General features: G+C 63.0%; 21 protein-coding genes. 7 read left to right on the forward strand and 14 right to left on the reverse strand.

Annotated features, from left to right (window positions below; translation table 11 throughout):
- Nucleotides 1–43 precede the first annotated feature (43 nt).
- The 4 genes from corA (at nucleotide 44) to LB547_RS14860 (ending at nucleotide 5,239) form a co-directional block, all read left to right on the forward strand.
- Nucleotides 44–1,138 carry a magnesium/cobalt transporter CorA gene (gene corA, locus LB547_RS14845; RefSeq protein WP_140513174.1) on the forward strand — a complete coding sequence of 365 codons (1,095 nt, stop codon included), beginning with the start codon at nucleotides 44–46 and terminating at the stop codon, nucleotides 1,136–1,138.
- Between the two features lie 139 nt (nucleotides 1,139–1,277).
- Nucleotides 1,278–1,589 carry a 30S ribosomal protein S15 gene (gene rpsO / locus LB547_RS14850; RefSeq protein WP_281405124.1) on the forward strand — a complete coding sequence of 104 codons (312 nt, stop codon included), beginning with the start codon at nucleotides 1,278–1,280 and terminating at the stop codon, nucleotides 1,587–1,589.
- A gap of 413 nt (nucleotides 1,590–2,002) precedes the next feature.
- Complete coding sequence (pnp, locus tag LB547_RS14855; RefSeq protein ID WP_140564849.1) at nucleotides 2,003–4,150, forward strand: polyribonucleotide nucleotidyltransferase; 2,148 nt, start codon at nucleotides 2,003–2,005, stop codon at nucleotides 4,148–4,150.
- 69 nt (nucleotides 4,151–4,219) lie between these two features.
- Nucleotides 4,220–5,239: a class I SAM-dependent methyltransferase gene (locus tag LB547_RS14860; RefSeq protein ID WP_140759460.1), complete on the forward strand. Its 1,020-nt coding sequence runs from the start codon at nucleotides 4,220–4,222 to the stop codon at nucleotides 5,237–5,239.
- An 18-nt stretch (nucleotides 5,240–5,257) separates the two neighbouring features.
- On the opposite strand, the gene LB547_RS14865 is transcribed toward LB547_RS14860, so the two are convergent.
- The 4 genes from LB547_RS14865 to fabA all read right to left on the reverse strand — a co-directional run bounded on the left by LB547_RS14865 (nucleotide 5,258) and on the right by fabA (nucleotide 9,561).
- A complete protein-coding gene (locus LB547_RS14865; RefSeq protein WP_140759463.1) occupies nucleotides 5,258–6,802 on the reverse strand; it encodes a putative bifunctional diguanylate cyclase/phosphodiesterase in 1,545 nt (514 codons plus the stop codon).
- 126 nt (nucleotides 6,803–6,928) lie between these two features.
- Complete coding sequence (gene fabI / locus LB547_RS14870; RefSeq protein ID WP_140624823.1) at nucleotides 6,929–7,741, reverse strand: enoyl-ACP reductase FabI; 813 nt, start codon at nucleotides 7,739–7,741, stop codon at nucleotides 6,929–6,931.
- A 31-nt stretch (nucleotides 7,742–7,772) separates the two neighbouring features.
- A complete protein-coding gene (gene fabB, locus LB547_RS14875; protein ID WP_140759466.1) occupies nucleotides 7,773–8,993 on the reverse strand; it encodes a beta-ketoacyl-ACP synthase I in 1,221 nt (406 codons plus the stop codon).
- Nucleotides 8,994–9,042: 49 nt separating this feature from the next.
- Complete coding sequence (fabA, locus tag LB547_RS14880; protein WP_140496768.1) at nucleotides 9,043–9,561, reverse strand: 3-hydroxyacyl-[acyl-carrier-protein] dehydratase FabA; 519 nt, start codon at nucleotides 9,559–9,561, stop codon at nucleotides 9,043–9,045.
- Nucleotides 9,562–9,803: 242 nt separating this feature from the next.
- Here fabA and irrA point away from each other — a divergent pair, with 242 nt between their 5' ends.
- Together irrA and LB547_RS14890 are read left to right on the forward strand one after the other, a co-directional pair.
- Complete coding sequence (irrA, locus tag LB547_RS14885) at nucleotides 9,804–10,235, forward strand: iron response transcriptional regulator IrrA (RefSeq protein ID WP_181165297.1); 432 nt, start codon at nucleotides 9,804–9,806, stop codon at nucleotides 10,233–10,235.
- Nucleotides 10,236–10,302: 67 nt separating this feature from the next.
- Nucleotides 10,303–10,662 (forward strand): DUF4260 domain-containing protein, encoded by a 360-nt coding sequence (locus LB547_RS14890; RefSeq protein WP_140557599.1) that lies wholly within the window; start codon nucleotides 10,303–10,305, stop codon nucleotides 10,660–10,662.
- A 43-nt stretch (nucleotides 10,663–10,705) separates the two neighbouring features.
- Here the strand turns inward: LB547_RS14890 and LB547_RS14895 are convergent, their stop codons facing one another.
- Complete coding sequence (locus tag LB547_RS14895; protein WP_140496762.1) at nucleotides 10,706–11,266, reverse strand: SH3 domain-containing protein; 561 nt, start codon at nucleotides 11,264–11,266, stop codon at nucleotides 10,706–10,708.
- Between the two features lie 148 nt (nucleotides 11,267–11,414).
- Between LB547_RS14895 and LB547_RS14900 the strand changes: the two genes are divergently transcribed.
- A complete protein-coding gene (locus LB547_RS14900) occupies nucleotides 11,415–12,416 on the forward strand; it encodes a 2-hydroxyacid dehydrogenase (RefSeq protein WP_140496760.1) in 1,002 nt (333 codons plus the stop codon).
- A 30-nt stretch (nucleotides 12,417–12,446) separates the two neighbouring features.
- Here the strand turns inward: LB547_RS14900 and LB547_RS14905 are convergent, their stop codons facing one another.
- The 9 genes from LB547_RS14905 to LB547_RS14945 form a co-directional block, all read right to left on the reverse strand.
- Nucleotides 12,447–12,935, reverse strand: a complete 489-nt coding sequence (locus LB547_RS14905; RefSeq protein ID WP_140496757.1) for a GNAT family N-acetyltransferase — start codon at nucleotides 12,933–12,935, stop codon at nucleotides 12,447–12,449.
- Between the two features lie 2 nt (nucleotides 12,936–12,937).
- Complete coding sequence (locus LB547_RS14910; protein WP_140496755.1) at nucleotides 12,938–13,696, reverse strand: molybdopterin-synthase adenylyltransferase MoeB; 759 nt, start codon at nucleotides 13,694–13,696, stop codon at nucleotides 12,938–12,940.
- 39 nt (nucleotides 13,697–13,735) lie between these two features.
- Nucleotides 13,736–14,878 (reverse strand): DNA replication/repair protein RecF, encoded by a 1,143-nt coding sequence (recF, locus tag LB547_RS14915; RefSeq protein WP_140759469.1) that lies wholly within the window; start codon nucleotides 14,876–14,878, stop codon nucleotides 13,736–13,738.
- 11 nt (nucleotides 14,879–14,889) lie between these two features.
- Complete coding sequence (gene dnaN / locus LB547_RS14920) at nucleotides 14,890–16,008, reverse strand: DNA polymerase III subunit beta (protein WP_140496751.1); 1,119 nt, start codon at nucleotides 16,006–16,008, stop codon at nucleotides 14,890–14,892.
- A gap of 200 nt (nucleotides 16,009–16,208) precedes the next feature.
- On the reverse strand, nucleotides 16,209–17,753 hold the full coding sequence (dnaA, locus tag LB547_RS14925; RefSeq protein WP_140496749.1) for a chromosomal replication initiator protein DnaA: 1,545 nt from the start codon (nucleotides 17,751–17,753) through the stop codon (nucleotides 16,209–16,211).
- An 848-nt stretch (nucleotides 17,754–18,601) separates the two neighbouring features.
- Entirely contained in the window at nucleotides 18,602–18,868 is a 267-nt protein-coding gene (gene rpsT, locus LB547_RS14930; protein WP_140496747.1) for a 30S ribosomal protein S20, read from the reverse strand.
- A gap of 207 nt (nucleotides 18,869–19,075) precedes the next feature.
- Nucleotides 19,076–19,849 carry an enoyl-CoA hydratase gene (locus tag LB547_RS14935; protein WP_140513192.1) on the reverse strand — a complete coding sequence of 258 codons (774 nt, stop codon included), beginning with the start codon at nucleotides 19,847–19,849 and terminating at the stop codon, nucleotides 19,076–19,078.
- 41 nt (nucleotides 19,850–19,890) lie between these two features.
- Complete coding sequence (gene mutM / locus LB547_RS14940; protein ID WP_140513194.1) at nucleotides 19,891–20,781, reverse strand: bifunctional DNA-formamidopyrimidine glycosylase/DNA-(apurinic or apyrimidinic site) lyase; 891 nt, start codon at nucleotides 20,779–20,781, stop codon at nucleotides 19,891–19,893.
- The gene (locus LB547_RS14945) at nucleotides 20,774–22,015 is read right to left on the reverse strand and encodes a phosphopentomutase (protein WP_140513196.1); all 1,242 of its coding nucleotides are present in this window, start codon (nucleotides 22,013–22,015) and stop codon (nucleotides 20,774–20,776) included. The genes mutM and LB547_RS14945 overlap by 8 nt, the downstream gene beginning before the upstream one ends.
- Nucleotides 22,016–22,128 lie beyond the last annotated feature (113 nt).

Raw genomic sequence — 22,128 nt, forward strand, 5'->3', positions numbered from 1 at the left:
GGCCCTCGTCTAATCTCTATGCGACATCTATCCGAGGGACCGCATGGCAAAGGTTGAGGCGATCAAGACGCGGGCGCCGCTCAGGGCCAGGCGGCCGCCGGTCGGTGCATCGCCCGGAACGCTGATCGCCGATCCCGCGGCGCGACGCTCGGAACTGCGGCTCACCCTGATCTCGCCGCAAAAGTCCAAAACGATCGACAATGCCAGTATCGACGACGTCAATGCCAATTGCGAAAAGTGGCCGGTCATCTGGCTGGACTGCACCGGCCTGGCCAATATCGAGCTGATCAAGGAGATCGGCCGCATCTTCAGCCTGCATCCGCTGGCGCTGGAGGACGTCGTCAACACTGGCCAGCGGCCGAAGGTGGATTTTTACGAAGACCATGCTTTCGTGGTCGTGCGGATGATCGACGACGTCGCCTCGCACCGCTACGAGCAGATCGCCGTTTTCCTTGGCAAGAATTTCGTCGTCACCTTCCAGGAGCGCGAAGGCGATCCGTTCGATCCGGTGCGCAAGCGCATCGAAAGCTCGGCGCCGAACCGGCTGCGCGCCCGTGGCGCCGACTATCTCGCCTATGCGCTGATCGACGCCATCGTCGATAGCTACTTTCCGCCGATCGAGGCGGCCGGCGAACTCGTCGACAGCATCGAGGACCAGATGCTGCACGCACCGCACAAGCATCAGATGCAGCAGCTTCATGGATTGCGGCACGACGCCAATGTGCTGAAGGGGGTGCTGTGGCCGGTGCGCGATGCGCTAGCGACGCTGATCCGCAACGACGTGTCCTATGTGAAGGCCGAAACCAAGGTCTTCCTGAACGATACGCTCGACCACGCGCTGCGGCTGATCGAGCTGGTCGAGAACCAGCGCGACATGCTGACCGGCCTGATCGAGATGCATCTGTCGCTGAGCCAGGCACGCACCAACGACGTCATTTCCTATCTGACGATCGTCTCGGTCATCTTCATGCCGCTCACGTTTCTGGTCGGCGTCTGGGGCATGAATTTCGATCCGGAGACGTCGCCTTGGAACATGCCTGAGCTGAAGGCCTATTACGGCTATCCCTTGTCGCTGCTGTTCATGGCCGTGGTCGCGGTTGGGCTGATTGCCTTCTTCAAATGGAAAAAATGGCTTTGACAGGGATAACTTGCCGTTTTGGCGTGAAAAGCCGGCTTCGTGAATTGGGCTGGTGTTTTCTTGGGAATTGCACTATATGCGCCGCAGCTTAGCGCTATGACGCTCTGCTTGCACCGGCCCCTGCTGGACGACATCCCGGCTGAGGGCGACCCGTTTCCTCGAACAGATAAGGAAAAACACGATGTCGATTACTGCCGAGCGCAAACAGGAATTGATGACTGAATTCGCAACCGCCAAGGGCGACACCGGGTCTCCGGAAGTTCAGGTAGCCATCCTTTCCGAGCGCATCAAGAACCTGACCGACCATTTCAAGGACCACAAGAAGGATAACCATTCCCGCCGTGGTCTGCTCGCTCTCGTCTCCCAGCGCCGAAGCCTGCTTGATTATCTCAAGCGCAAGGACGACACGCGCTACCAGACGCTGATCGAGAAGCTCGGCCTGCGCCGTTGACGAATTGACCGGCGGGCCTCACAAGGGCCCGCCGGTCGCGCATTTGAGCACCGGACCAATCCGATCTCGAATGCAGGTACTGGAGCGCCGCGCACCCATCCGGATGCCGGACGGACGCTCCAACAAGTTGAGTTTGCGCGTGACGCATTCCACAAGCCGCTGCTTGTGGGGTCATGCGCAGGGCCAGTCGGATCGATTGGCCAAATCCGGTTTCGAGCGTGCAGAGGGCCCCCTCGAAGCCACCCCATGGACGGTCATGGGGCAGGATTGCAGGACGCTCGCGCGGCCATCCGGCCGACATGGATCGAGCTTCCCGTTGTCTTGCCCGTGGCTGCCCGAGAAAGGAAGCCAGGGGAAAGGGCACCCGCGCACGCTGAAACGGCGCGGCCCTTTCCTCATATGAAGGACAAGACATGTTCAATCACCACAAAGTGGAAATCGAATGGGGCGGTCGCCCGCTCATCCTCGAAACCGGCAAGATCGCGCGCCAGGCCGACGGCGCCGTGCTCGCCACCTACGGCGAGACCAAGGTTCTCGCCACGGTCGTTTCGATGAAGGAGCCCAAGCCGGGCCTCGACTTCTTTCCGCTGACCGTCAACTACCAGGAAAAGACCTACGCAGCCGGCAAGATCCCGGGCGGCTATTTCAAGCGTGAAGGCCGTCCGAGCGAAAAGGAAACGCTGGTTTCGCGCCTCATCGACCGCCCGATCCGCCCACTCTTTGCCGACGGCTACAAGAACGACACGCAGATCGTCGTCACCGTCGTCCAGCATGATCTCGAGAATGATCCGGACATCCTGTCGATCGTCGCCACCTCGGCGGCCCTGACCCTGTCGGGCGTGCCCTTCATGGGCCCGATCGGCGGCGCCCGCGTCGGCTACATCAACGGCGAATACGTGCTCAACCCGCATGTCGACGAGATGCAGGAATCCAAGCTCGACCTGATCGTCGCCGGCACCGCCGACGCCGTACTGATGGTCGAGTCCGAAGCCAAGGAGCTCGGCGAAGACCTGATGCTCGGCGCGGTCATGTTCGGCCATCGCGGTTTCCAGCCGGTGATCGACGCGATCATCAAGCTGGCCGAAGTCGCCGCCAAGGACCCGCGCGACTTCACCGCGCCGGACTATTCCGCTCTCGAAGCCGAGATGCTGAAGATCGTCGGCGACGAGCTTCGCGACGCCTACAAGATCACCGACAAGCAGAAGCGCTATGCCGCCGTCGACGCCGTCAAGGCCAAGGTCAAGGCGGCCTTCGCTCCGGCCGAAGGCGAAGAGCCGAAATATTCCTCCGAGCAGATCGGCAGCGTGTTCAAGGAGCTCCAGGCCAAGGTCGTGCGCTGGAACATTCTCGACACCGGTTCGCGCATTGACGGCCGTGACCTGAAGACCGTGCGCAAGATCGTGTCCGAGGTCGGCGTCCTGCCGCGCACCCACGGTTCGGCGCTGTTCACCCGCGGCGAGACCCAGGCGCTGGTCGTCGCCACGCTGGGCACCGGCGAGGACGAGCAGTATGTCGATTCGCTGACCGGCATGTACAAGGAGAAGTTCCTCCTCCACTACAACTTCCCTCCCTATTCCGTCGGCGAGACCGGCCGCATGGGCTCGCCCGGCCGCCGCGAGATCGGCCACGGCAAGCTCGCCTGGCGCGCCATCCGCCCGATGCTGCCGACCGCCGACCAGTTCCCCTACACGCTGCGCGTCGTCTCGGAGATCACCGAGTCCAACGGCTCATCGTCGATGGCAACCGTCTGCGGCACCTCGCTGGCGCTGATGGACGCCGGCGTGCCGCTGGCCAAGCCGGTCGCCGGTATCGCCATGGGCCTGATCAAGGAAGGTGAGCGCTTCGCCGTGCTCTCCGACATCCTGGGCGACGAGGATCACCTCGGCGACATGGATTTCAAGGTCGCCGGCACCGCCAACGGTATCACCTCCTTGCAGATGGATATCAAGATCGAGGGCATCACCGAGGAGATCATGAAGATCGCTCTCGACCAGGCCAAGGACGGTCGCCAGCATATTCTCGGCGAAATGGGCCACGCGCTGTCCGGCGCGCGCGCCGAGCTCGGCGAGTTCGCACCGCGCATCGAGGTCATGCACATCCCGACCGACAAGATCCGCGACGTGATCGGTTCCGGTGGCAAGGTCATCCGCGAGATCGTCGAGAAGACCGGCGCCAAGATCAACATCGAGGATGACGGCACGGTCAAGATCGCTTCGGCGAACGCCAAGGAGATCGAGGCGGCGAAGAAGTGGATCCACACCATCGTCGCCGAGCCGGAAGTCGGCGAAATCTACGAAGGCACGGTCGTCAAGACCGCCGACTTCGGCGCTTTCGTCAACTTCTTCGGCCCGCGTGACGGCCTCGTCCACATCTCGCAGCTTGCCAACGACCGGGTCGCCAAGACTTCGGACGTCGTCAAGGAAGGCGACAAGGTTTGGGTCAAGCTGATGGGCTTCGATGAGCGCGGCAAGGTCCGCCTGTCGATGAAGGTCGTCGACCAGACCACCGGCAAGGAAATCGTTCGCGACAAGAAGGCTGAGAGCGAAGAAAACGCCGCCTGAACGGCCTGACCGAAAAATCGAAGCGGGCGCGGCTCATGTCGCCCCCGCTTTCGTTTATGGAGCAAAGGCATGTCTGCCGAACCGCTGAAGACACTTTTCCATCCATTCGAGGCCGAGGCGGTCGCTTTGCCAGGCAAGGGCGAACGGGTGCTTTTTCTAGGGGCCGAATCCGGCTTGCGGACACCGCAGGACTTCGACGCCGAGCTGCACGTGGTGCAAGGCTTTCGGCCGCATTTTCGCGCGCTGCAAGCCGCGGGCTTCACTGTCACCCCGCAAACGCAGGGCGATGGCTTTGACGCCGCGCTGGTGCTCGCGGGCCGCCATCGCGGCCAGAACGAGCTGCGCATCGCGGATGCGCTGGAGCGCGTCGCTGAGGGCGGATTGATCGTCATTGCCGGCGGCAAGGATGATGGCATCGCCAGCCTGCGCAAGCGCATGGACGAGCTTGTGCCGCTCGAAGGCCATCTGCCCAAATATCACGGCATCGCCTTCTGGCTTCGCCGGCCGGCCGGGACGGAGACGGCAGCAGCGCTGCGTGCCGCCAATCCCGCCGGGCTGGTCGACGGCCGCTTCAGCACGGCGCCCGGCATGTTTTCCTTCGATCGTGTCGATGCCGGTTCGAAGTTGCTGGCGGACCATCTTCCGGCCGACCTGCGCGGCCATGTCGCCGATTTCTGCGCCGGCTGGGGCTATCTGGCGGCGGAGATGGAAGCGCGTTCGCCCGGCATCTCGGCACTTGATCTCTATGAGGCGGATTTCGCTTCTCTCGAAGCCGCCAAAGCCAATCTTGCCACGGCCAGCCAGTCGGTCGCGAAAGGTTTCTTTTGGACGGACCTGCAGGGGGAGCCGGTCGAGCGTCGCTACGACGCGGTCGTCATGAACCCGCCTTTTCATCGCAGCCGCGCGGCCGAACCGGAGATCGGCGCCGGCCTGATCCGGGCAGCGGCAAAGGCGCTGAAGCCGGGAGCGCGGCTGTACATGGTGGCGAACCGCCAGCTGCCCTACGAGCCGGTACTGGCCGCCGCCTTCTCCAGCCATGCCGAGCTCGCCCGTGACGGCATGTTCAAGGTTCTTTCCGCGCGTCGCTGACACGCAACGGCGTGACACTCAGTGCAGATTGGCGACGCGCCTCGAATCCTCGATGACATGTCCCTCGCCGGCCATGACCGCAAGCGGCGCCGGCCGGCCGAACAGATAACCTTGCACCACCTCGCAACCGGCTGCCCTGAGCAGTGTCGCCTGGTCCTCTGTCTCGACACCCTCGGCAATGATACTGACGCCGAGTGCTCGCGAGAGGCCGACAATGGTCGATACGACGGCGCCGGAGCTCGAATCCGTATCGATGCGGCTGACGAAGGAGCGGTCGATCTTCAGCTTGTCGAATGAAAAATCGATCAGGTAGCTGAGATTGGAATAGCCGGTGCCGAAATCGTCGACGGCAACCGAGATGCCCATATCGGCAAGCTCTTTCAGGATGGCGGCGGCGCGGTCGCGGTCCTGCATCATGGCCGTCTCGGTGACTTCCAGCTCCAGCCGCGAGGGCTTGATGCCGGTGGTCCGCATCGTGTCGCGCACGAGGCCGATGAAGTCCTTGGTCATGAACTGGACCGGCGAGATGTTGACGGCGACGAAGCAGTCGTCGGGTAAATGGCGGGCGTCGCTGCATGCCTTGCGCAGAACCCATTCGCCGATCGGATTGATCATGCCGGTTTCCTCGGCGATCTGGATGAACTCCAGAGGTGGGATCATGCCGCGTTCTGGATGGTTCCAGCGGATCAGCGCTTCATAGCCGACGATGCGGCCGCTCGGCAGGTCCAGCTGCGGCTGATAGTGAAGGTCGAAATCACCGCGCTCGAATGCGATGTGCAGCTCGGATTCGACCCATTGGCGATGATCGGCGACCCGCCCCATCTCGGTATCGAAGACCGACCAGTTGCCGACTCCCCTGGCGCGCGCATTTTGCAGCGCCAGGTTGGAGCGGCGCAGGATGAGGACCGGGTCGACGCCGTCCTTGGGCATCGCCACGATGCCCACCGACAGGCTCACCGATTGCTGGTGGCTGCTGAGCTCATAGGGCTCCATCATCTCGTCGATGAGCCTCTCCACCATAGCTTCCATCGTTCCCTGAATCTGATGATCGGGAAGCAGCACCGCGAACTCGCCGGCGCCGATGCGCCCGATCTGCACGCGCTCGGGCACGCAGGCCTGCAGCCGCTTGGTGAAGGCGCGGATCAGTTCGTCGCCCTGGCTGTAGCCGATCGCGTCGTTGATCTGCTTGAACCGGTCGATGTCGATGTCGATGAGGAACATCGGGGCCCCGGTGCGGCTCGTCGCGCAGGCTGCCTCGGCGATCTTGCCGACCATCGCCGGACGCGCCAGCAATCCGGTCAGCTTGTCGAACTGGGTTTCGTTGAAGACAAAATCAGCCGATTCGTCGACGCCGGCGAAGAAAGACATCGCGGCTCCCGCCGCCGCCAGCGCGCAAAGGGCAGCCATGATCGCCACCATCACATCCGCCGGCATGCCGGCAAAGCCGTCGCCAAGCGCGTGCTTCAGGCCCCAGATGCCGAGGATGAAACTGCCAATGCCCGAACTGGCTATGGTGATCAGCCGGAACACCGGTGTGCGGTTCGGGTTGCTGACGGCAGGCATTGAAAGTCCCCAAATTGCGGGACTTTGTAGCGGATAGGCCCTTAAAATGAGTTTCCGCGAATGCATCCAATTTTATTGGAAGGGAATTATTTCTTCACAGGAGAAAAGACTATTTCGCGAAATGGCCTATTCGCTCGCGCGATCCGTCTGCTTCAGCTCCTCGAGCGTCGGCATGGAAACGATATGATAGCCGGAATCGACATAGTGGATTTCGCCGGTGACGCCGGAAGCGAGGTCGGACAGGAGGTAGAGTGCCGAGCCGCCGACCTCGTCGATGGTCACGGTGCGGCGCAGCGGAGAATTGCGCTGCTGGTAGGAGAACATGTGGCGCGCATCGGAAATCCCGGCGCCGGCAAGCGTTCGCACCGGTCCGGCCGATATGCCGTTCACCCTGATGCCGCGCGGGCCGTAATCGTTGGCGAGATAGCGCACGCTGGCCTCGAGGCCGGCCTTGGCGACGCCCATGACGTTATAGTTCGGCATGACGCGCACCGAACCGGCATAGGTCAGGGTGATCATCGATCCGCCATCCTGCATCAGGGCCGCGGCGTGGCGCGCGACCTCGGTGAAGGAGTAGCAGGAGATGACCATGGTGCGGACGAAATTGTCGCGGCTGGTGTCGGCGTAGAGGCCCTTGAGCTCATTCTTGTCTGAAAAGCCGATGGCATGGACCACGAAATCGAGCCCGCCCCAGGCCTTGCCCAAGGTCTCGAAGGTGGCGCGGACCGAGGCGCTGTCCTCGACGTCGCAGGGAACCACCAGCGCCGCGCCGAGCTTGTCGGCGAGCGGCTTGACCCGGCGGCCGAAGGCGTCACCCTGGTAGGTGAAGGCAAGTTCGGCCCCATGTTCGGACAGTTTCCGGGCTATGCCCCAGGCGATCGAATGATCGTTGGCGACGCCCATGACAAGCCCGCGCTTGCCCTTCATCAATCCGTCCATGATCGCCAATCCTCGTGGAAAAAACGTGGCCTTATGCGGAATAGCGCTGGAAAACCAGCGTTGCGTTGGTGCCACCAAAGCCGAAGGAATTGGACAAAACGGTGTCGATCCTGGCGTTGTCGATGCGCTTCCGCACCACCGGCATGCCCTCGAATTCGGGGTCGAGAGTCTCGATATGGGCGCTTTCGCCGATGAAACCGCCTTGCATCATCAGGATCGAATAGATGGATTCCTGCACGCCGGCCGCGCCCAGCGAATGGCCCGTCAGCGATTTGGTCGAGGTGATGAAGGGCATCTTCTCGCCGAACACCTCGCGGATCGCGCCCATTTCGCGGGAATCCCCCACCGGCGTCGAGGTGCCATGGGTGTTGATGTAGTCGACCGGGGTCGTGACGGTCGCCAGCGCCTGCCGCATGCAGCGGACCGCGCCTTCGCCCGAGGGCGCAACCATGTCGAAGCCGTCCGAGGTGGCGCCGTAGCCGACGATCTCTGCATAGATCTTGGCGCCGCGCGCCTTGGCATGCTCCAGTTCCTCGAGCACCAGCACGCCGGCGCCGCCGGCGATGACGAAGCCGTCGCGATCGAGGTCATAGGCGCGGGAAGCGGCAGATGCCCTGTCATTGTACTTCGACGACATGGCGCCCATGGCATCGAACAGGTCCGACATCGTCCAGTCGAGATCTTCGTGGCCGCCGGCGAACACCATGTCCTGCTTGCCCCACTGGATCAGTTCGTAGCCATTGCCGATGCAATGCGCCGAGGTCGAACAGGCCGACGAGATCGAATAGTTGACGCCGTGGATCTTGAACCAGGTGGCCAGCGTCGCCGACGCGGTCGACGACATCGCCTTCGGCACCGCAAATGGGCCGATGCGCTTGGGGCTGCCATTCTTGAGCGTGGTTTCGGCCGCCTCGACGATGGTGCGGGTGGAAGGCCCGCCCGAGCCCATGACGATGCCGGTGCGCTCACTGGTGATGTCGCTCTCGCCAAGGCCGGCATCGGCGATCGCCTGGTCCATGGCGACATGGTTCCAGGCCGCTCCCTGGCTCAGGAAGCGCATTGCGCGGCGATCGATCATGGCGCTGGGATCGAGCGTCGGCGCGCCCCAGACCTGGCAGCGGAAGCCGTGCTCGGCGAAGGAGTCGGAGAAGCTGATGCCGGATTTGGCGTCATGCAGCGAGGCTTGCACCTCGTTGGCATTGTTGCCGATCGACGACACGATGCCGAGGCCTGTGACTACGACACGTCTCATTCGCAACTCCTTCCAGGAATGCTGGCCACGAGGTCGGCCAGGGCGACGGTCAAGCGACCGCCGACTGCTTGGACAGACCGACTTTCAGGTCCGTTGCCGCGTATATGGGTTCGCCGTCCGCCTTTAGCCAACCATCGGCGATGCCCAGCACCAGCCGGCCACGCATCACACGTTTGAATTCCACGCCATACTCGACCTTTTTAACCGAGGGCGTGACCATTCCCTTGAACTTGACCTCGCCGGTCGACAGCGCCATGCCTTTGCCGGGTTCGCCCAGCCAACCGAGATAGAAACCCGTCAGCTGCCACAGGGCATCGAGGCCCAGGCATCCAGGCATGATGGGATTGCCGATGAAATGGCAGGCAAAGAACCACAGGTCCGGCTTGATGTCGAATTCGGCGCGGATGAAGCCCTTGTCGAAAGCCCCGCCCGTTTCGCTGATCTCGGTGATGCGGTCAAACATCAGCATCGGCGGGTAAGGCAACTGGGCATTGCCCGGTCCGAACAGCTCGCCGCGGGCGCAGGCCAGCAATTCTTCGTAGTCGTAGCTGGATTTCGAACCCGCCATCAATCTCGTTCCCATATGTCCCGGGCGCTGGCGCGCCCTTGTCGTTGGTGTCCTAACACAATCTGTTTCAGGCCGGAAACCGGCGTTTGCGCTTAACCCGCCAGTCTTGCCGGGTCAATGCGCGCTATTGATCGCATCCGGACGACAGAATATATGTCGAAAGGGGTCCGGTTTCGGCAGACATCCATTTTTTTGCCATTCTGGACGTGTCTTGAGGCGGAACTGTGAGCTTGGACGACCAGATGGACCGGGGCTGCCGGAAGGAAAATGTCGCTGTGGACAAGCGGGTTCGTGAAGCCGGCCTGAGGCCGACACGGCAGCGCATTGCGCTTGCCGACCTGCTTTTCGCCAAGGGCGACCGCCATCTGTCGGCCGAGGAACTGCACGAGGAGGCCGTCGCCGCCGGCGTGCCGGTGTCGCTGGCCACCGTCTACAACGCCCTTCACCAATTCACCCAGGCGGGACTCCTGCGCATTCTGGCTGTCGAGGGCGCCAAAACCTATTTCGACACCAACACCTCCGATCATCACCATTTCTATATCGAAGGCGAAAACCGGATTTTCGACATCGCCAATGGTCCGGTCACCGTCACCAACCTACCGGAACCACCCGAGGGGATGGAGATCGCCAATGTCGACATCGTGGTGAGGCTGCGCCCCAAACGCGCCGAATGACCGAGGGCCAAGCACGTATGCACGGCCGGGCACGCATGAACGGCCAGGCACGTATGAACGGCCGGGAATGAAACCCCTCGATCTGGCTGTCCGACTGGAATGGGCCGCTGTCGCGGTGTCCGCTATCGTCTTTTATGCACTCGCCGGTGCGTCCTGGTGGTTGTTCGCCTTGTTGATCCTGGCGCCTGATCTGTCCATGTTCGGCTATCTCGCCGGGCCGCGCGTCGGCACCGCCTGCTACAATGCCTTCCACATCTTGGTCCCACCGGTGTTTTTGGTGCTTGCCGGCAGCCTGTTCGGCAATGCAGCCGCTATAGCGGTTGCATTGATCTGGATCGCCCACATCGCTATCGATCGCGCGCTGGGTTACGGCTTGAAGCTGTCGAGCAGCTTTCAGGATACCCATCTCGGCCGCATCGGCCGCTAAACGGTCCGGCCTGCGGTTCAAACGAATCGGGCAAGGCCAAAAATCAGTCCTTGACCCGCTCGCCGGGATAGGCGCCCCAGACGACGGATTGGGCGAGCCAGCCGGTATGGCCATCGAGCGTCATTTCGCACCACTGGCCGTCGCAGGATTTGATCGTGCCCATGACGCCCGGCTCGACGATCGCCACCACGCTGGCGTCCTTTTCGGGGCTCCTGAGGAGATTGATCTGGGCGCCCTTGCCGCGCTGCCACGGCGCCACGATCGCCGTGCGCCGGCCCGAAAGCAGCGACTGGTTGATCCAACCTTCCGAACCGTCGGCGTCGCGCACGCGGCGCCATGTGTCGAACTCCTGGATGATCTCCATCGGCAGGCCGGCCTTCAGATACATCCAGTCGACCGAGTAGTTGGCGCCCGGCCCGACACGCGAATTGACGCGGCCGGATTTCAGGCTGACGAATCGTGGCAGCGGCAGGCCGCTCGGCCCGAGCGTGACGACGCTCTGGGCGGGAGCCGCTGCACCTTGCGCGCACAGTTGGGGTGAATAGAGCAGAGCGCCGAGAAATGCTGCGCTGAGGGTCAGGCGAAGCGACGCGAAACCAGACACTTTCGTTCCTTTCGGCGCTGGCCTGCCGGCCCCGGCGCCCCTTTTTCTTTGTCTTCGGCGGCACCGCTTGGTACATGGGTAAATCGGCTACCGCGACCGGCTTCCAGTTTCGCCGGTCTTGGTTAAAGAGGTCTCAACGAGGGAAGCAATGGCAGGCAAAAAGAAGCCTCTCGTGGTCATCACGCGAAAACTGCCCGACCCTGTCGAGACCCGCATGCGCGAGCTGTTCGACGCAAGGCTGAATGTCGAGGACAGGCCGATGACGCAGCCGGAACTGGTCGCGGCGGTCAAGGAGGCCGACGTGCTGGTGCCGACGGTGACCGACCGCATCGACGCGGCATTGATCGCCCAGGCCGGCGAAAACCTCAAGCTGATCGCCAATTTCGGCAATGGCGTCGACAAGATCGACGTGGCGGCCGCGGCCAAGAAAGGCATCACCGTAACCAACACGCCCAACGTGCTGACCGAGGATACGGCCGACATGACGATGGCGCTGATGCTGGCGGTGCCGCGCCGGCTGGCGGAGGGCGCCAATGTACTCACCGGCGACAAGAAATGGGCCGGCTGGTCGCCGACATGGATGCTTGGCCGGCGCATCTGGGGCAAACGGCTCGGCATTGTCGGCATGGGGCGTATCGGCACCGCCGTTGCCAGGCGTGCCAAGGCTTTCGGCCTCTCCATCCACTATCACAACCGCCATCGCGTGCTGCAGGCGGTCGAGGACGGGCTGGAGGCGACCTATTGGGAAAGCCTCGATCAGATGCTGGCCCGCATGGACATCATCTCGGTCAACTGCCCCTCGACGCCGGCGACCTTCCATCTGCTTTCGGCGCGGCGGCTGGCGCTGCTCCAGCCCACCGCCTATATCGTCAACACCGCGCGCGGTGACATCATCGACGAGGAGGCGCTGGTCAAGCTGATTCAGGATGGCAGGATCGCCGGCGCCGGACTCGACGTCTACGAGCACGAGCCCGCATTGAACGGAAAACTGCTCAAGCTCGCGACCAAGGGCAAGGTCGTGCTTTTGCCGCATATGGGGTCGGCGACGCTCGAGGGCCGCATCGACATGGGCGAGAAGGTGATCATCAACATCCGCGCCTTCGTCGACGGCCACCGCCCGCCGGATCGCGTGCTGCCGCTCAGGACCTGAGCGGCTTCGCAACATAATGTAAGTGGAAACTTACGAAACAGTCTTGCGCATGGTGACCGAAGTCGGTCGCGCATAACCTTCATGCGCCGTTCTCACGGTCTCGCGAAAACCGAGCCGGGCAAAGGCTGCCTGGTTCCCAGCCAGCTCGATTCGCGTCTGCAGCTCGATTGCGGCCTTGCCGCGGCTGCGGGCAAAATCCTGGACGGCTTGCATCAACAACCTGCCGATGCCCTGGCCCTGACAGTCCGGCGTGACGGCGAGCTTGCCGACATAGAGGTGGTCGGTTCGTTCCAGGGCGAAGATGCAGCCGACGATCCTGTTGCCGCTGAGCGCCAGCATGCCGGTCTCGCGGCGGGCTTTGTCGCGCAAGGTTTCCGCGGTGAGCAGGTGCGCCGAGGACGGCGGGTCGATGATGCCGTCCATGAAGGCGAAAGCGCGCAGGATCAGGGCGAGCACTTCGTTCCAGCGGTCGAAATCGGCCGGAATCCGGGTGATGACGATATTGGCAGTGCGCGTCAACGTCAGTTTCGTCTCTTGTAGCGGATGGTCTCGAAACGCGCGGCCAGCGCGTCATAGAGCAGCAGTCGTCCGATCAGCGGCTCGCCAATGCCGGTGATCAGCTTGATGGCTTCCATCGCCTGCAACGTGCCGATGACCCCAGTCAGCACGCCAAGCACCCCGGCCTCGGCACAGGACGGCACCAGACCCGGCGGTGGGGCCTCCGGGAAGAGGTCGCGGTAGCCGGGGTTGGAGGTGCCGTCCCTATCGGCTTGGAACGGCATCAGCACGGTCACGGAGCCATCGAAACGGCCCACGGCGGCGTGCACCAGCGGTTTTCCCTCCGCCGCGCAGGCATCGGCCACGACATAGCGCGTCTCGAAATTGTCGGACCCGTCGACGACCACGTCGTAACGGGCGACGAGGGCTTGGGCATTGTCCGCGGTCAGGCGCAATGTGTGGATTTCGACAGCGGTGTTGGGATTGATGCGGGCGATTGCCGCCTTGGCGCTGTGGGTTTTCAGCATGCCGACAGTGTTCGTGCCGTGAATCACCTGCCGCTGCAGGTTGGAGAGCGAAACCGTGTCGTCGTCGATCACGCCGAGCGTGCCGACGCCGGCTGCGGCAAGATATTCAAGCACTGGTGCGCCCAATCCGCCGGCGCCGATGACCAGCACCCGCGCTCGCTTCAGGCGCTGCTGGCCGGCGCCGCCAATTTCGGGCAGCACGATGTGGCGGGCATAGCGTTCGAGTTCTTCGTCGGTGAGGGCGGTGGCGATCATGGCTCGATCATATAGCGGGAGAAAAACCTTGTCAGGTGCTCACACAGCCATCGGCGCGACCGTGCCGTGATCCACGATCAGGAACTGCGCCCGGCCCGCCAGGCTGGAAAACAGCGCCGCATCGGTTCCCGTCATGAAAGCCTGGCAGTTCAATTCCTCCAGGATCGAGAACAGCGCCGCACGCCGGCCACCATCGAGATGTGCCGCGATCTCGTCGAGCAGCAGGATTGGCGTCAAGCCGGACATCTCGCCGGTCAATCTGGCATGTGACAGGACAATGCCGACAAGCAACGCTTTCTGTTCGCCGGTCGAACACAGCGCCGCCGGCATCGCCTTGGGTCGGTGCCGGACCACGAGATCGGAGCGGTGCGGGCCCTCGAGCGTGCGCCCGGCGGCGCGGTCGCGGTCGCGGCCCCCGGCGAGCGTGCGGCGGAACCGCTCCTCGACGTCGACAGCCGGCATGGTGGCGATCTCGGCTTCCAGATCGCCCGACAGGCCGATATCGGCCTGCGGAAACGGGCCGCTGTCGGGCAGCCTGTCGATCATGGCGGCCAGAAGGCGCACCATTTCGGCGCGCGCCGCGGCGATCGCCACGCCTGTCTCGGCCATCTGCGTCTCGATCGCCTCGAACCAGCTCAAATCCCGCGAACCTTCCGTCAGCAACCGGTTCCGGCCGCGCATCGCCTTTTCATAGTCGAGGGCGCGCTGTCCGTGGCCAGGATCGATCGCCAGTACCAGCCGGTCGAGAAAGCGCCGGCGGTCCGCGGCCGGTCCGGTGAACAGAGCGTCCATGGACGGCGTCAGCCACACGACGCGCAGCCATTCCAGCATGTCCTCGGCCGATCGCGCCGTGGCGCCGTTGATGCGCACCCGCCTGCCGCCCTCGCCAAGACTGTCGCCACTCGAAATGCCCGTCCCTATCTCGACTTGGCCGTCAGGTCCGTCGAGCCGTGCGTGCAGCGCAAAGCCGCCATCACCGCCCTCACGCGCGACGTCCGCGTAAGGCGCACGGCGCAGGCCGCGGCCCGGCGTCAACAGGGAAATCGCTTCCAGCAGATTGGTTTTGCCGGCGCCATTGTCACCGGAAAACACCACCGCGCCCGGCTCAAGCTCGACCGACAGCGCCGCATAGTTGCGGAAATTGGTAAGTGTAAGCTTACTTATGTGGGTTTGTGCCGGCAACCGCTACTGCTCTACACCCGCATCGGCATCAGCACATAAAGCGCGGTTTCATCGGCCATGTCGTGGATCAGCGTTGGCGAACCGGCGTCGGCCAACATGAATCGGGCCTCTGAACCGGTCAATTGTGCGGCAACGTCGAGCAGGTACTTGGCGTTGAAGCCGATCTCGATCGGGTCGGCTGAATAGTCGGCGGCCAACTCCTCGGTGGCGCTGCCCGAATCCGGATTGTTGACCGCAAGCGTCACCTGGCCCTCACTGATCGAAAGCTTCACCGCGCGGCCGCGTTCGGAGGAGATGGTCGAGACGCGGTCGACGGCGGCCGCGAAGCTCTGGCGGTCGATGATCAGCTTCTTGTCGTTGCCGGTGGGAATGACCCGCTGATAATCGGGGAAGGTGCCGTCGATCAGCTTGGAAGTCAGGATGACGCTGCCGATGGTGAAGCGGATCTTGGTGTCCGACAGTTCGGTGGTGACCGCCACGTCGGGATCATCGACCAGCTTCTGCAATTCGCTGACCGTCTTGCGCGGTATGATGATGCCCGGCATGCCTTCGGAACCCGCCGGCGCGTCGATCTCGGCGCGCGCCAGGCGATGGCCGTCGGTCGCTACCGAGCGCAGCTTCAGCTTGCCGCCGACCTCATGTGTGTGAAGATAGATGCCGTTGAGATAATAGCGCGTCTCCTCAGTGGAGATGGCGAACTGGGTCTTCTCGATCAGCCCCTTGAGCGCGACCGAGTCGAGCCGGAAGATATGCGAGAAGGATCCGGCCGAAAGCTCGGGGAAGTCCGATTGCGGCAGGCATTGCAGTCGGAAGCTCGAGCGGCCGGAGGTCACCGTCATGGCGTTGCCGTCCTCGTCCGTCTTCAGCATCACCTCGGCACCGTCGGAAAGCTTGCGCACGATGTCGTAGAGCAGATGCGCCGGAACCGTCGTCGCGCCACCCCGCTCGACCTTGGCCGGCGTCGCTTCCGTCACCTCCAGGTCGAGGTCGGTGGCCTTCATTTCCAGGCTGGCGCCTTCGGCGCTGAGCAGCACGTTGGACAGGATCGGTATGGTGTTGCGCCGTTCGACCACGCGGTGGACGTGGTTGAGCGACTTCAGGAGATTTGACCGTTCCAGGATAACACGCATGACGAACCAGGCTCGCTTGAATGAATGAGCGGGTCTCCGGCTGGCGGCGTCCCGCGAAAGGTCTGAACAGGCTTCAGAATCTGCGTAAACTGACAGGAAAAAACCAGCAAACGCAAGCCCGCGCGACCGGTTCGGGCCGGCTACGCGGGCTTTCTGGGGATAAAGGCGGCGAAGCACGCCGCCAGGCGTTTTCGAACGGCTCAGGCCTGGTCGTTGATCAACCGTCTCAACAGTTCCAGTTCCTGCGCCAGCGTGTTGTCGCCGCCGGAAAGATCCTCGATCTTGCGCACTGCGTGCAGCACCGTTGTGTGGTCGCGGCCGCCGAAGCGCCGCCCGATCTCGGGCAGCGAGCGCGGCGTCATCACCTTGGACAGATACATGGCGACCTGCCTCGGCTTGACGATGGTGCGCGTGCGCCTGTTGGACAGCAACTCGGTCTTCGACACATTGTAGTGCCGCGCGACGATGCGCTGAATATCCTCGATACGGACCCGCTTCGGCTCGCCGGTGCGGTAGATATGGCCGAGGATCTCGTCGATGCGATCGATGGTGATCTGCGGCTCGAACGACTGGCGGAACAGGAGTTGATTGAAGGCGCCTTCCAGTTCGCGGCCGCTGCCGGTCACCGTGCGGGCGACGTGATTGAGGATCTCGTCGGAGATGTCGAGGGAAGCGTCGTCGTGCCTGGCGGTGGCGAGGCGCAGCTTGAGCATGCCCAGGCGCATGGCGAAATCGGGGGCCGACATTTCGAGCGCGACGCCGCCATTGAGGCGCGAGCGGACCCGCGGTTCGAGGGATTCCAGTTCCGACGGGGGCCGGTCGGCGGCGACGACGACCTGCTTGGCGCTGTCGAGCAGCATGTTGATCAGATGGCAGAATTCGTGCTGGATCGACTTGCCCTGCAGGAATTGCATGTCGTCGATGATGAGCAGGTCGATATCGCGAAGCTGTTCCTTGAGCGTCAAGGCATTGTTGTCGCGGATCGCGGTGGCGAAGCGCCACATGAAATATTCCGCCGTCAGGTAGACGACGCGCGATTTCGGGTTCTGCTTCAGCGATTCCGCGGCGATAGCCTGCAACAAATGGGTCTTGCCGAGGCCGACCGTCGCATGAAGGAAGAGCGGGTTGAAGCGCACCGCGCTCGACTGCGATTCCGCCACGGCCTTGGCCGCGGCGAAGGCCACCCGGTTCGACGGCCCTTCGATGAAAGAGGCGAACGTGTAACGCGGATCGAGCGGCGATCCCAGCACATTGTGGCGGAACTCGCTCTCGGCCGGCATGCCCGGGCGCGGCGCCGGAGCCCGCTCCAGCCTGCCGGGGCTTACGGTGCCGGCGGCCAGCGCCGTCTGCGTTTGTCGCGTCATCTTGCGCGCCGGCGCCAATTCCGGTTCGGCATGGCTGCGCCCCTGGCGGGTGGCTGTGCGCACGATGATCTCGATCTTGAGGATCTCCGGATCCTCGTGCTTCCAAAGCTCGCAGATAAGGTCGAGATAGTGGCCGTTGATCCACGAGCGCAGGAAGGCAGTGGGCACCGAAATGCGAACGATGCCCTTTGAAGCCTCCGCGACCTTCATGCGCCCGAACCAGCTCGAATAGACTTCGGTTCCCAAGCGCGCCTTCAACTGGGCCTTGACCCGGTCGAACTTCTGTTCCGCGTCGCTGGAAGCCGCCATCTCATCAGCTCCGATCAGATTTCCTGAAAATGGGATGTCATTGGTAAGCTCCCTTTCGACGCCGCTCTGCATGATCGAGTTCCTTGTCTCTGTACCTGTTTTTCCGCCGGGGATGCGCCTCCTGCATCCGTGTTCCAGCGACTGCGCTTTGCTGCGACGCCCGCTGCCGCCGCCGGCAGATGAACGTCGCCCATTATCCAGGGAACCGGTGCCGGCCCATGGAAGCCAGTCCGTGTTGGGTATGTCAGGGCAATGCAACACCGTCCGGCGAAAATCGCCGGCGCTGTCGACCTGCCATGTATAGTTACGCCAGTCCCCTACCGTATCGAAAAAGAGCAAACCAACCCTGTCCGCGGACTTGATCCGCGCCACAAACCCCGCCAATTTAAGCTGGCCCATTCAGGCTGGGTCAGGGCCACCCGGCCCATCCCTTTCGATGGACCGACATTACCGAAATCGCTGTGGATAGGGCAAGGCCACGTCTAACGGATTTTTAAGGAATCTGGTTAGGTCCGGCGCGCCGAAGCGCCATGCGGCAGCACTATACTTTGACAAAGCCATTGTGATTCAAACCCTTTTCCGGCGAATATGAAAAAGCCGGGCTGGCGCGAAATTTTGTGAAATAAATCGCTTGACAGCCAGTTGTTCTCCTGGCGCTTCGCCGCGCTGTGGACAACGTGTGGATGACTATCTGTAACTAGCTGGGAAATATTGATTATTTCTGCGGAGGGAGAATTTTTTAGCCGACACTTTTCAAGTATCTGGACCATCAGCCGGCACGCATATGCCGGCAAAGCATTTCGGACCGCAAACTCCGCTTTCGACGCCGTTTCCGAGTATTCTTTTTAAGTGCTTGCCGGCAAACGAAAAAACCCGGCACTATCGGCCGGGTTCTCAGAAGATCAGTCCGGAAAGGGACGTCAGGCCGACAGCACCTTGAGGCGCTGGGCCAGCCGTGAAACCTTGCGGGCCGCGGTGTTCTTGTGGATCACGCCCTTTGTCGCGGCACGCATCAATTCCGGCTCGGCGGCCTTGAACGCCGCCTGCGCGGCGGCCTTGTCGCCGGAGGCGAGCGCCTCCTCGACCTGGCGCACATAAGTGCGGACGCGCGAGCGGCGGTTTTTATTGATCGCCGCGCGGCGGACGATCTTGCGCGTTGCCTTTTTGGCCGAGGATGTATTGGCCATGATGCCTCTCTTCTGATCTGGTCGGCGCATGCGGCATGCCGCAGGGCACAAAAAACAAACGGGCAGCCACAGGGCCGCCTCGGTTGGTGCGGCTTATAGTTCAGCTTTCCCGGCGCGTCAACGCTGGCTGGCGTTCTTTTTGGCTGTCGTCGCGCCGGAGCATTTTTTCAGCCACGCCGAAGCATTTCGCGCCCCGGAGGTGCGCTGTCAGCGATTGGTGAAATTCGGCTTGCGCTTCTCGGCGAAGGCCGCCATGCCTTCCTTCTGGTCGTCGAGCGCAAACAGCGAATGGAACAGTCGACGTTCGAACCGCAGCCCCTCGGCGAGCGTCGTTTCATAGGCTCGGTTGACGGCTTCCTTTGCCATCATCACCGACGGCAGCGAAAAATCGGCGATCCTGGCCGCCGCCTTGACGGCCTCCTCGACAAGCTCGCCGGCAGGCACGACGCGCGAGACCAGCCCGGAACGCTCGGCCTCCGCGGCATCCATCATCCGCCCGGTCAGGCACATGTCCATCGCCTTCGACTTGCCGACGAACCGGGTCAGGCGTTGTGAGCCGCCCATGCCGGGAATGACGCCGAGCGTGATTTCGGGCTGGCCGAATTTTGCCGTGTCGGCGGCGATGATGAAGTCGCACATCATCGCCAGTTCGCAGCCGCCGCCCAGCGCATAGCCCGCCACCGCCGCGATGATCGGCTTGCGCGCCCGGGTCAATTCTTCCCAGCCGACGAAAAAGTCTTTGATGTAGGCATCGACGTAGGAAATCGACTGCATTTCCTTGATGTCGGCGCCTGCGGCGAAGGCCTTCTCGGAACCGGTGACGACCATCGCGCCGATGCCGTCATCTGCCCCGAACACGTTTACCGCGGCCACCAATTCCGCCATGACCTGGGAATTCAGCGCATTGAGCGCCTTCGGCCGGTTCAAGGTGATCAGCCCGACCTTGCCCCTGGTTTCAACGACGATCGTTTCATAGGCCATGGCTTCGGCTCCTCTTCCAGGCAATTGAAGATCGATCTAGCTCACCGCTGACAGGTCCGGCAATAGAAGGTCGAGCGGCCGCTCTGCGTGATGCGCTCGATATGGCCGCCGCAGCCAGGCTTGGAGCAGGGTTCGCCCTCCCGGTCATACACCGCGAAGGAGTGCTGGAAATAGCCCAGCGAACCGTCGGTCTGCATGTAGTCGCGCAGCGACGATCCGCCGGCCGCAATGGCATCTGCGATGACCGAGCGGACCGCCACGGCAAGCCCCCGGCTTTGCTCACCCGCTTTCTTGCCGGCTTTGGCTATCGTGCCCGCCTCGCGCAGCGGCGACAGCCCGGCGCGCCATAGCGCCTCCGAGACATAGATGTTGCCGAGCCCGGCTATCAGTCTCTGGTCGAGAAGAGCGGCCTTCAGCGGCGATTTCCGGCCCTTCAGCAGCGAGGCCAGCAGCACTCCATCAAGCGCATTGCCGGTGGGTTCGACGCCGAGCCCCGCCAGCATCGGATGGGTGTCCGGCGGCCCTTCGCAAAACAGCATGAAGCCGAAGCGGCGCGGATCATTGAAAACCACGCGCGAGCGGGTGCCGTCCCGAGAGGCGACATCGAAGATGACATGGTCGTGCGTCGAACTCTTCGACCGCTCGTGATGGAACACGCCGGGCATTTTGGCGGCGTCGGCCGTCTCGATGCGAAACGAGCCCGACATGCCGAGATGGCAGATCAGGGCGGGACCGCCTTCGAGATCGATCGTCAGATATTTGGCCCGGCGTCCGAGCGCCGTGATCGTCTTGCCGATCAGCCGCTCGGCGAATTTTTCGGGGAATGGAAAACGCAGGTCCGGCCGGCGTGCCTCGGCGCGGATGATGCGGGCACCCTCCAGAACCGGCTCCAGCCCGCGCCGGACCGTCTCGACCTCGGGCAATTCAGGCATGGCCGCCCATATCCGGGTAAAAGGAAGTGCCGTAGCGGCCGTGCGCCAACCCGAGATGTTCGGCCACGGTTTCACCAATGTCGCAGAATGTCGTTCTCAGCCCGATGTCGCCGCCCGTCAGACCCGGTCCGATGCCGATCACCGGAATCCGTTCGCGTGTGTGGTCGGTGCCGCGCCAGGTCGGGTCGTTGCCGTGGTCGGCCGTCAGGATCAGCAGATCGCCCTGTCGCAATCTCGCGAATGCTTCCAACAGTCGCCGGTCGAAGGCCTCGAGCGCGGCGGCATAACCTGCAACATCGCGGCGATGGCCGAACTCGGTGTCGAAATCGACGAAATTGGCGAAGACGAGATCGCCGTCGCGGGCCGCATCCATTGCATCAAGCGCCTGGTCGAACATGGCCATGTTGCCCGCGGCCCTGCGCACTTCCGAAATCCCCCGATGGGCAAAGATGTCGCCGATCTTGCCGACGGCGATGACACGGCTGCCACGCGCCGTCAGCCGGTCGAGCAATGTCGGCTCGGGTGGCGGCACGGCGTAGTCGTGTCGATTGTAGGTCCGCTCGAAAGTGGCTGCCGTCTCGCCGACGAACGGTCGGGCGATCACCCTTCCGATCCTCAACGGATCAACCAGGCGACGCACCACCTTGCAGAATTCGTAGAGCCGCTCCAGGCCGAAATGGACCTCGTGCGCGGCGACTTGCAGGACTGAGTCCACGGAGGTGTAGCAGATCGGCTTGCCCGTGCGGACGTGCTCCTCACCGAACCGTTCGATGATCTCGGTGCCAGGCGCGTGGCAGTTGCCGAGAATGCCCGGCACCTTGCCTTCGCGGATGATGGCCTCGGTCAGTTCGGAGGGAAAGGCCGGGACCGCGTCGGGAAAGTAGCCCCAGTCGAAACGCACCGGCAGGCCGGCTATCTCCCAATGGCCGGATGGCGTGTCCTTGCCGCTCGAAACCTCCTGGGCGGCACCGTGGAAGGCATTGGCGACGAGATCCGTCCCGAAAGAGGCAAAGCCCAGCCCCGTCGCGGTCTCGGCAGCCTTGCCAAGTCCGAGCGACGCCATGTTGGGAACAAACAACGGTCCCTGGCGAAGTCCTTCGCGATCGGCGCGGCCTTCCGCACAGGCCTCGGTGATATGGGCGAAGGTGTTGGCACCGGCATCGCCGTAGCGTTCGGCGTCGGCGGCGCCGCCTATGCCGAAGGAATCCAGGACGAAGAGGAAAGCACGCGCCATGAGAACATTGTTGCCGGTTTGAGCATCCAGACATAGGGTTCCACGGCGGCATTGGCAATTCGGAAACCAAACGGCAACCGCTCGGCGCGATAGTCCGGAACCAATTCACTGAC

It is taken from the genome of Mesorhizobium sp. B264B1B, assembly GCF_020165765.1.
In the GTDB taxonomy this organism is placed as follows: domain Bacteria; phylum Pseudomonadota; class Alphaproteobacteria; order Rhizobiales; family Rhizobiaceae; genus Mesorhizobium.

Bases quoted from the DNA above. Each gene is read 5' to 3' on its own strand.
- LB547_RS14910 (WP_140496755.1), bottom strand. From the start codon at position 13,696: ATGATCGCCACCGCCCTCACCGACGAAGAACTCGAACGCTATGCCCGC.
- LB547_RS14900 (WP_140496760.1), top strand. From the start codon at position 11,415: ATGGCAGGCAAAAAGAAGCCTCTCGTGGTCATCACGCGAAAACTGCCC.
- corA (WP_140513174.1), top strand. From the start codon at position 44: ATGGCAAAGGTTGAGGCGATCAAGACGCGGGCGCCGCTCAGGGCCAGG.
- LB547_RS14935 (WP_140513192.1), bottom strand. From the start codon at position 19,849: ATGGCCTATGAAACGATCGTCGTTGAAACCAGGGGCAAGGTCGGGCTG.
- rpsT (WP_140496747.1), bottom strand. From the start codon at position 18,868: ATGGCCAATACATCCTCGGCCAAAAAGGCAACGCGCAAGATCGTCCGC.
- dnaA (WP_140496749.1), bottom strand. From the start codon at position 17,753: ATGCAGAGCGGCGTCGAAAGGGAGCTTACCAATGACATCCCATTTTCA.
- fabI (WP_140624823.1), bottom strand. From the start codon at position 7,741: ATGGACGGATTGATGAAGGGCAAGCGCGGGCTTGTCATGGGCGTCGCC.
- LB547_RS14865 (WP_140759463.1), bottom strand. From the start codon at position 6,802: ATGCCTGCCGTCAGCAACCCGAACCGCACACCGGTGTTCCGGCTGATC.
- fabB (WP_140759466.1), bottom strand. From the start codon at position 8,993: ATGAGACGTGTCGTAGTCACAGGCCTCGGCATCGTGTCGTCGATCGGC.
- irrA (WP_181165297.1), top strand. From the start codon at position 9,804: ATGGACCGGGGCTGCCGGAAGGAAAATGTCGCTGTGGACAAGCGGGTT.
- dnaN (WP_140496751.1), bottom strand. From the start codon at position 16,008: ATGCGTGTTATCCTGGAACGGTCAAATCTCCTGAAGTCGCTCAACCAC.
- pnp (WP_140564849.1), top strand. From the start codon at position 2,003: ATGTTCAATCACCACAAAGTGGAAATCGAATGGGGCGGTCGCCCGCTC.
- LB547_RS14890 (WP_140557599.1), top strand. From the start codon at position 10,303: ATGAAACCCCTCGATCTGGCTGTCCGACTGGAATGGGCCGCTGTCGCG.
- fabA (WP_140496768.1), bottom strand. From the start codon at position 9,561: ATGGCGGGTTCGAAATCCAGCTACGACTACGAAGAATTGCTGGCCTGC.
- LB547_RS14945 (WP_140513196.1), bottom strand. From the start codon at position 22,015: ATGGCGCGTGCTTTCCTCTTCGTCCTGGATTCCTTCGGCATAGGCGGC.
- mutM (WP_140513194.1), bottom strand. From the start codon at position 20,781: ATGCCTGAATTGCCCGAGGTCGAGACGGTCCGGCGCGGGCTGGAGCCG.
- LB547_RS14860 (WP_140759460.1), top strand. From the start codon at position 4,220: ATGTCTGCCGAACCGCTGAAGACACTTTTCCATCCATTCGAGGCCGAG.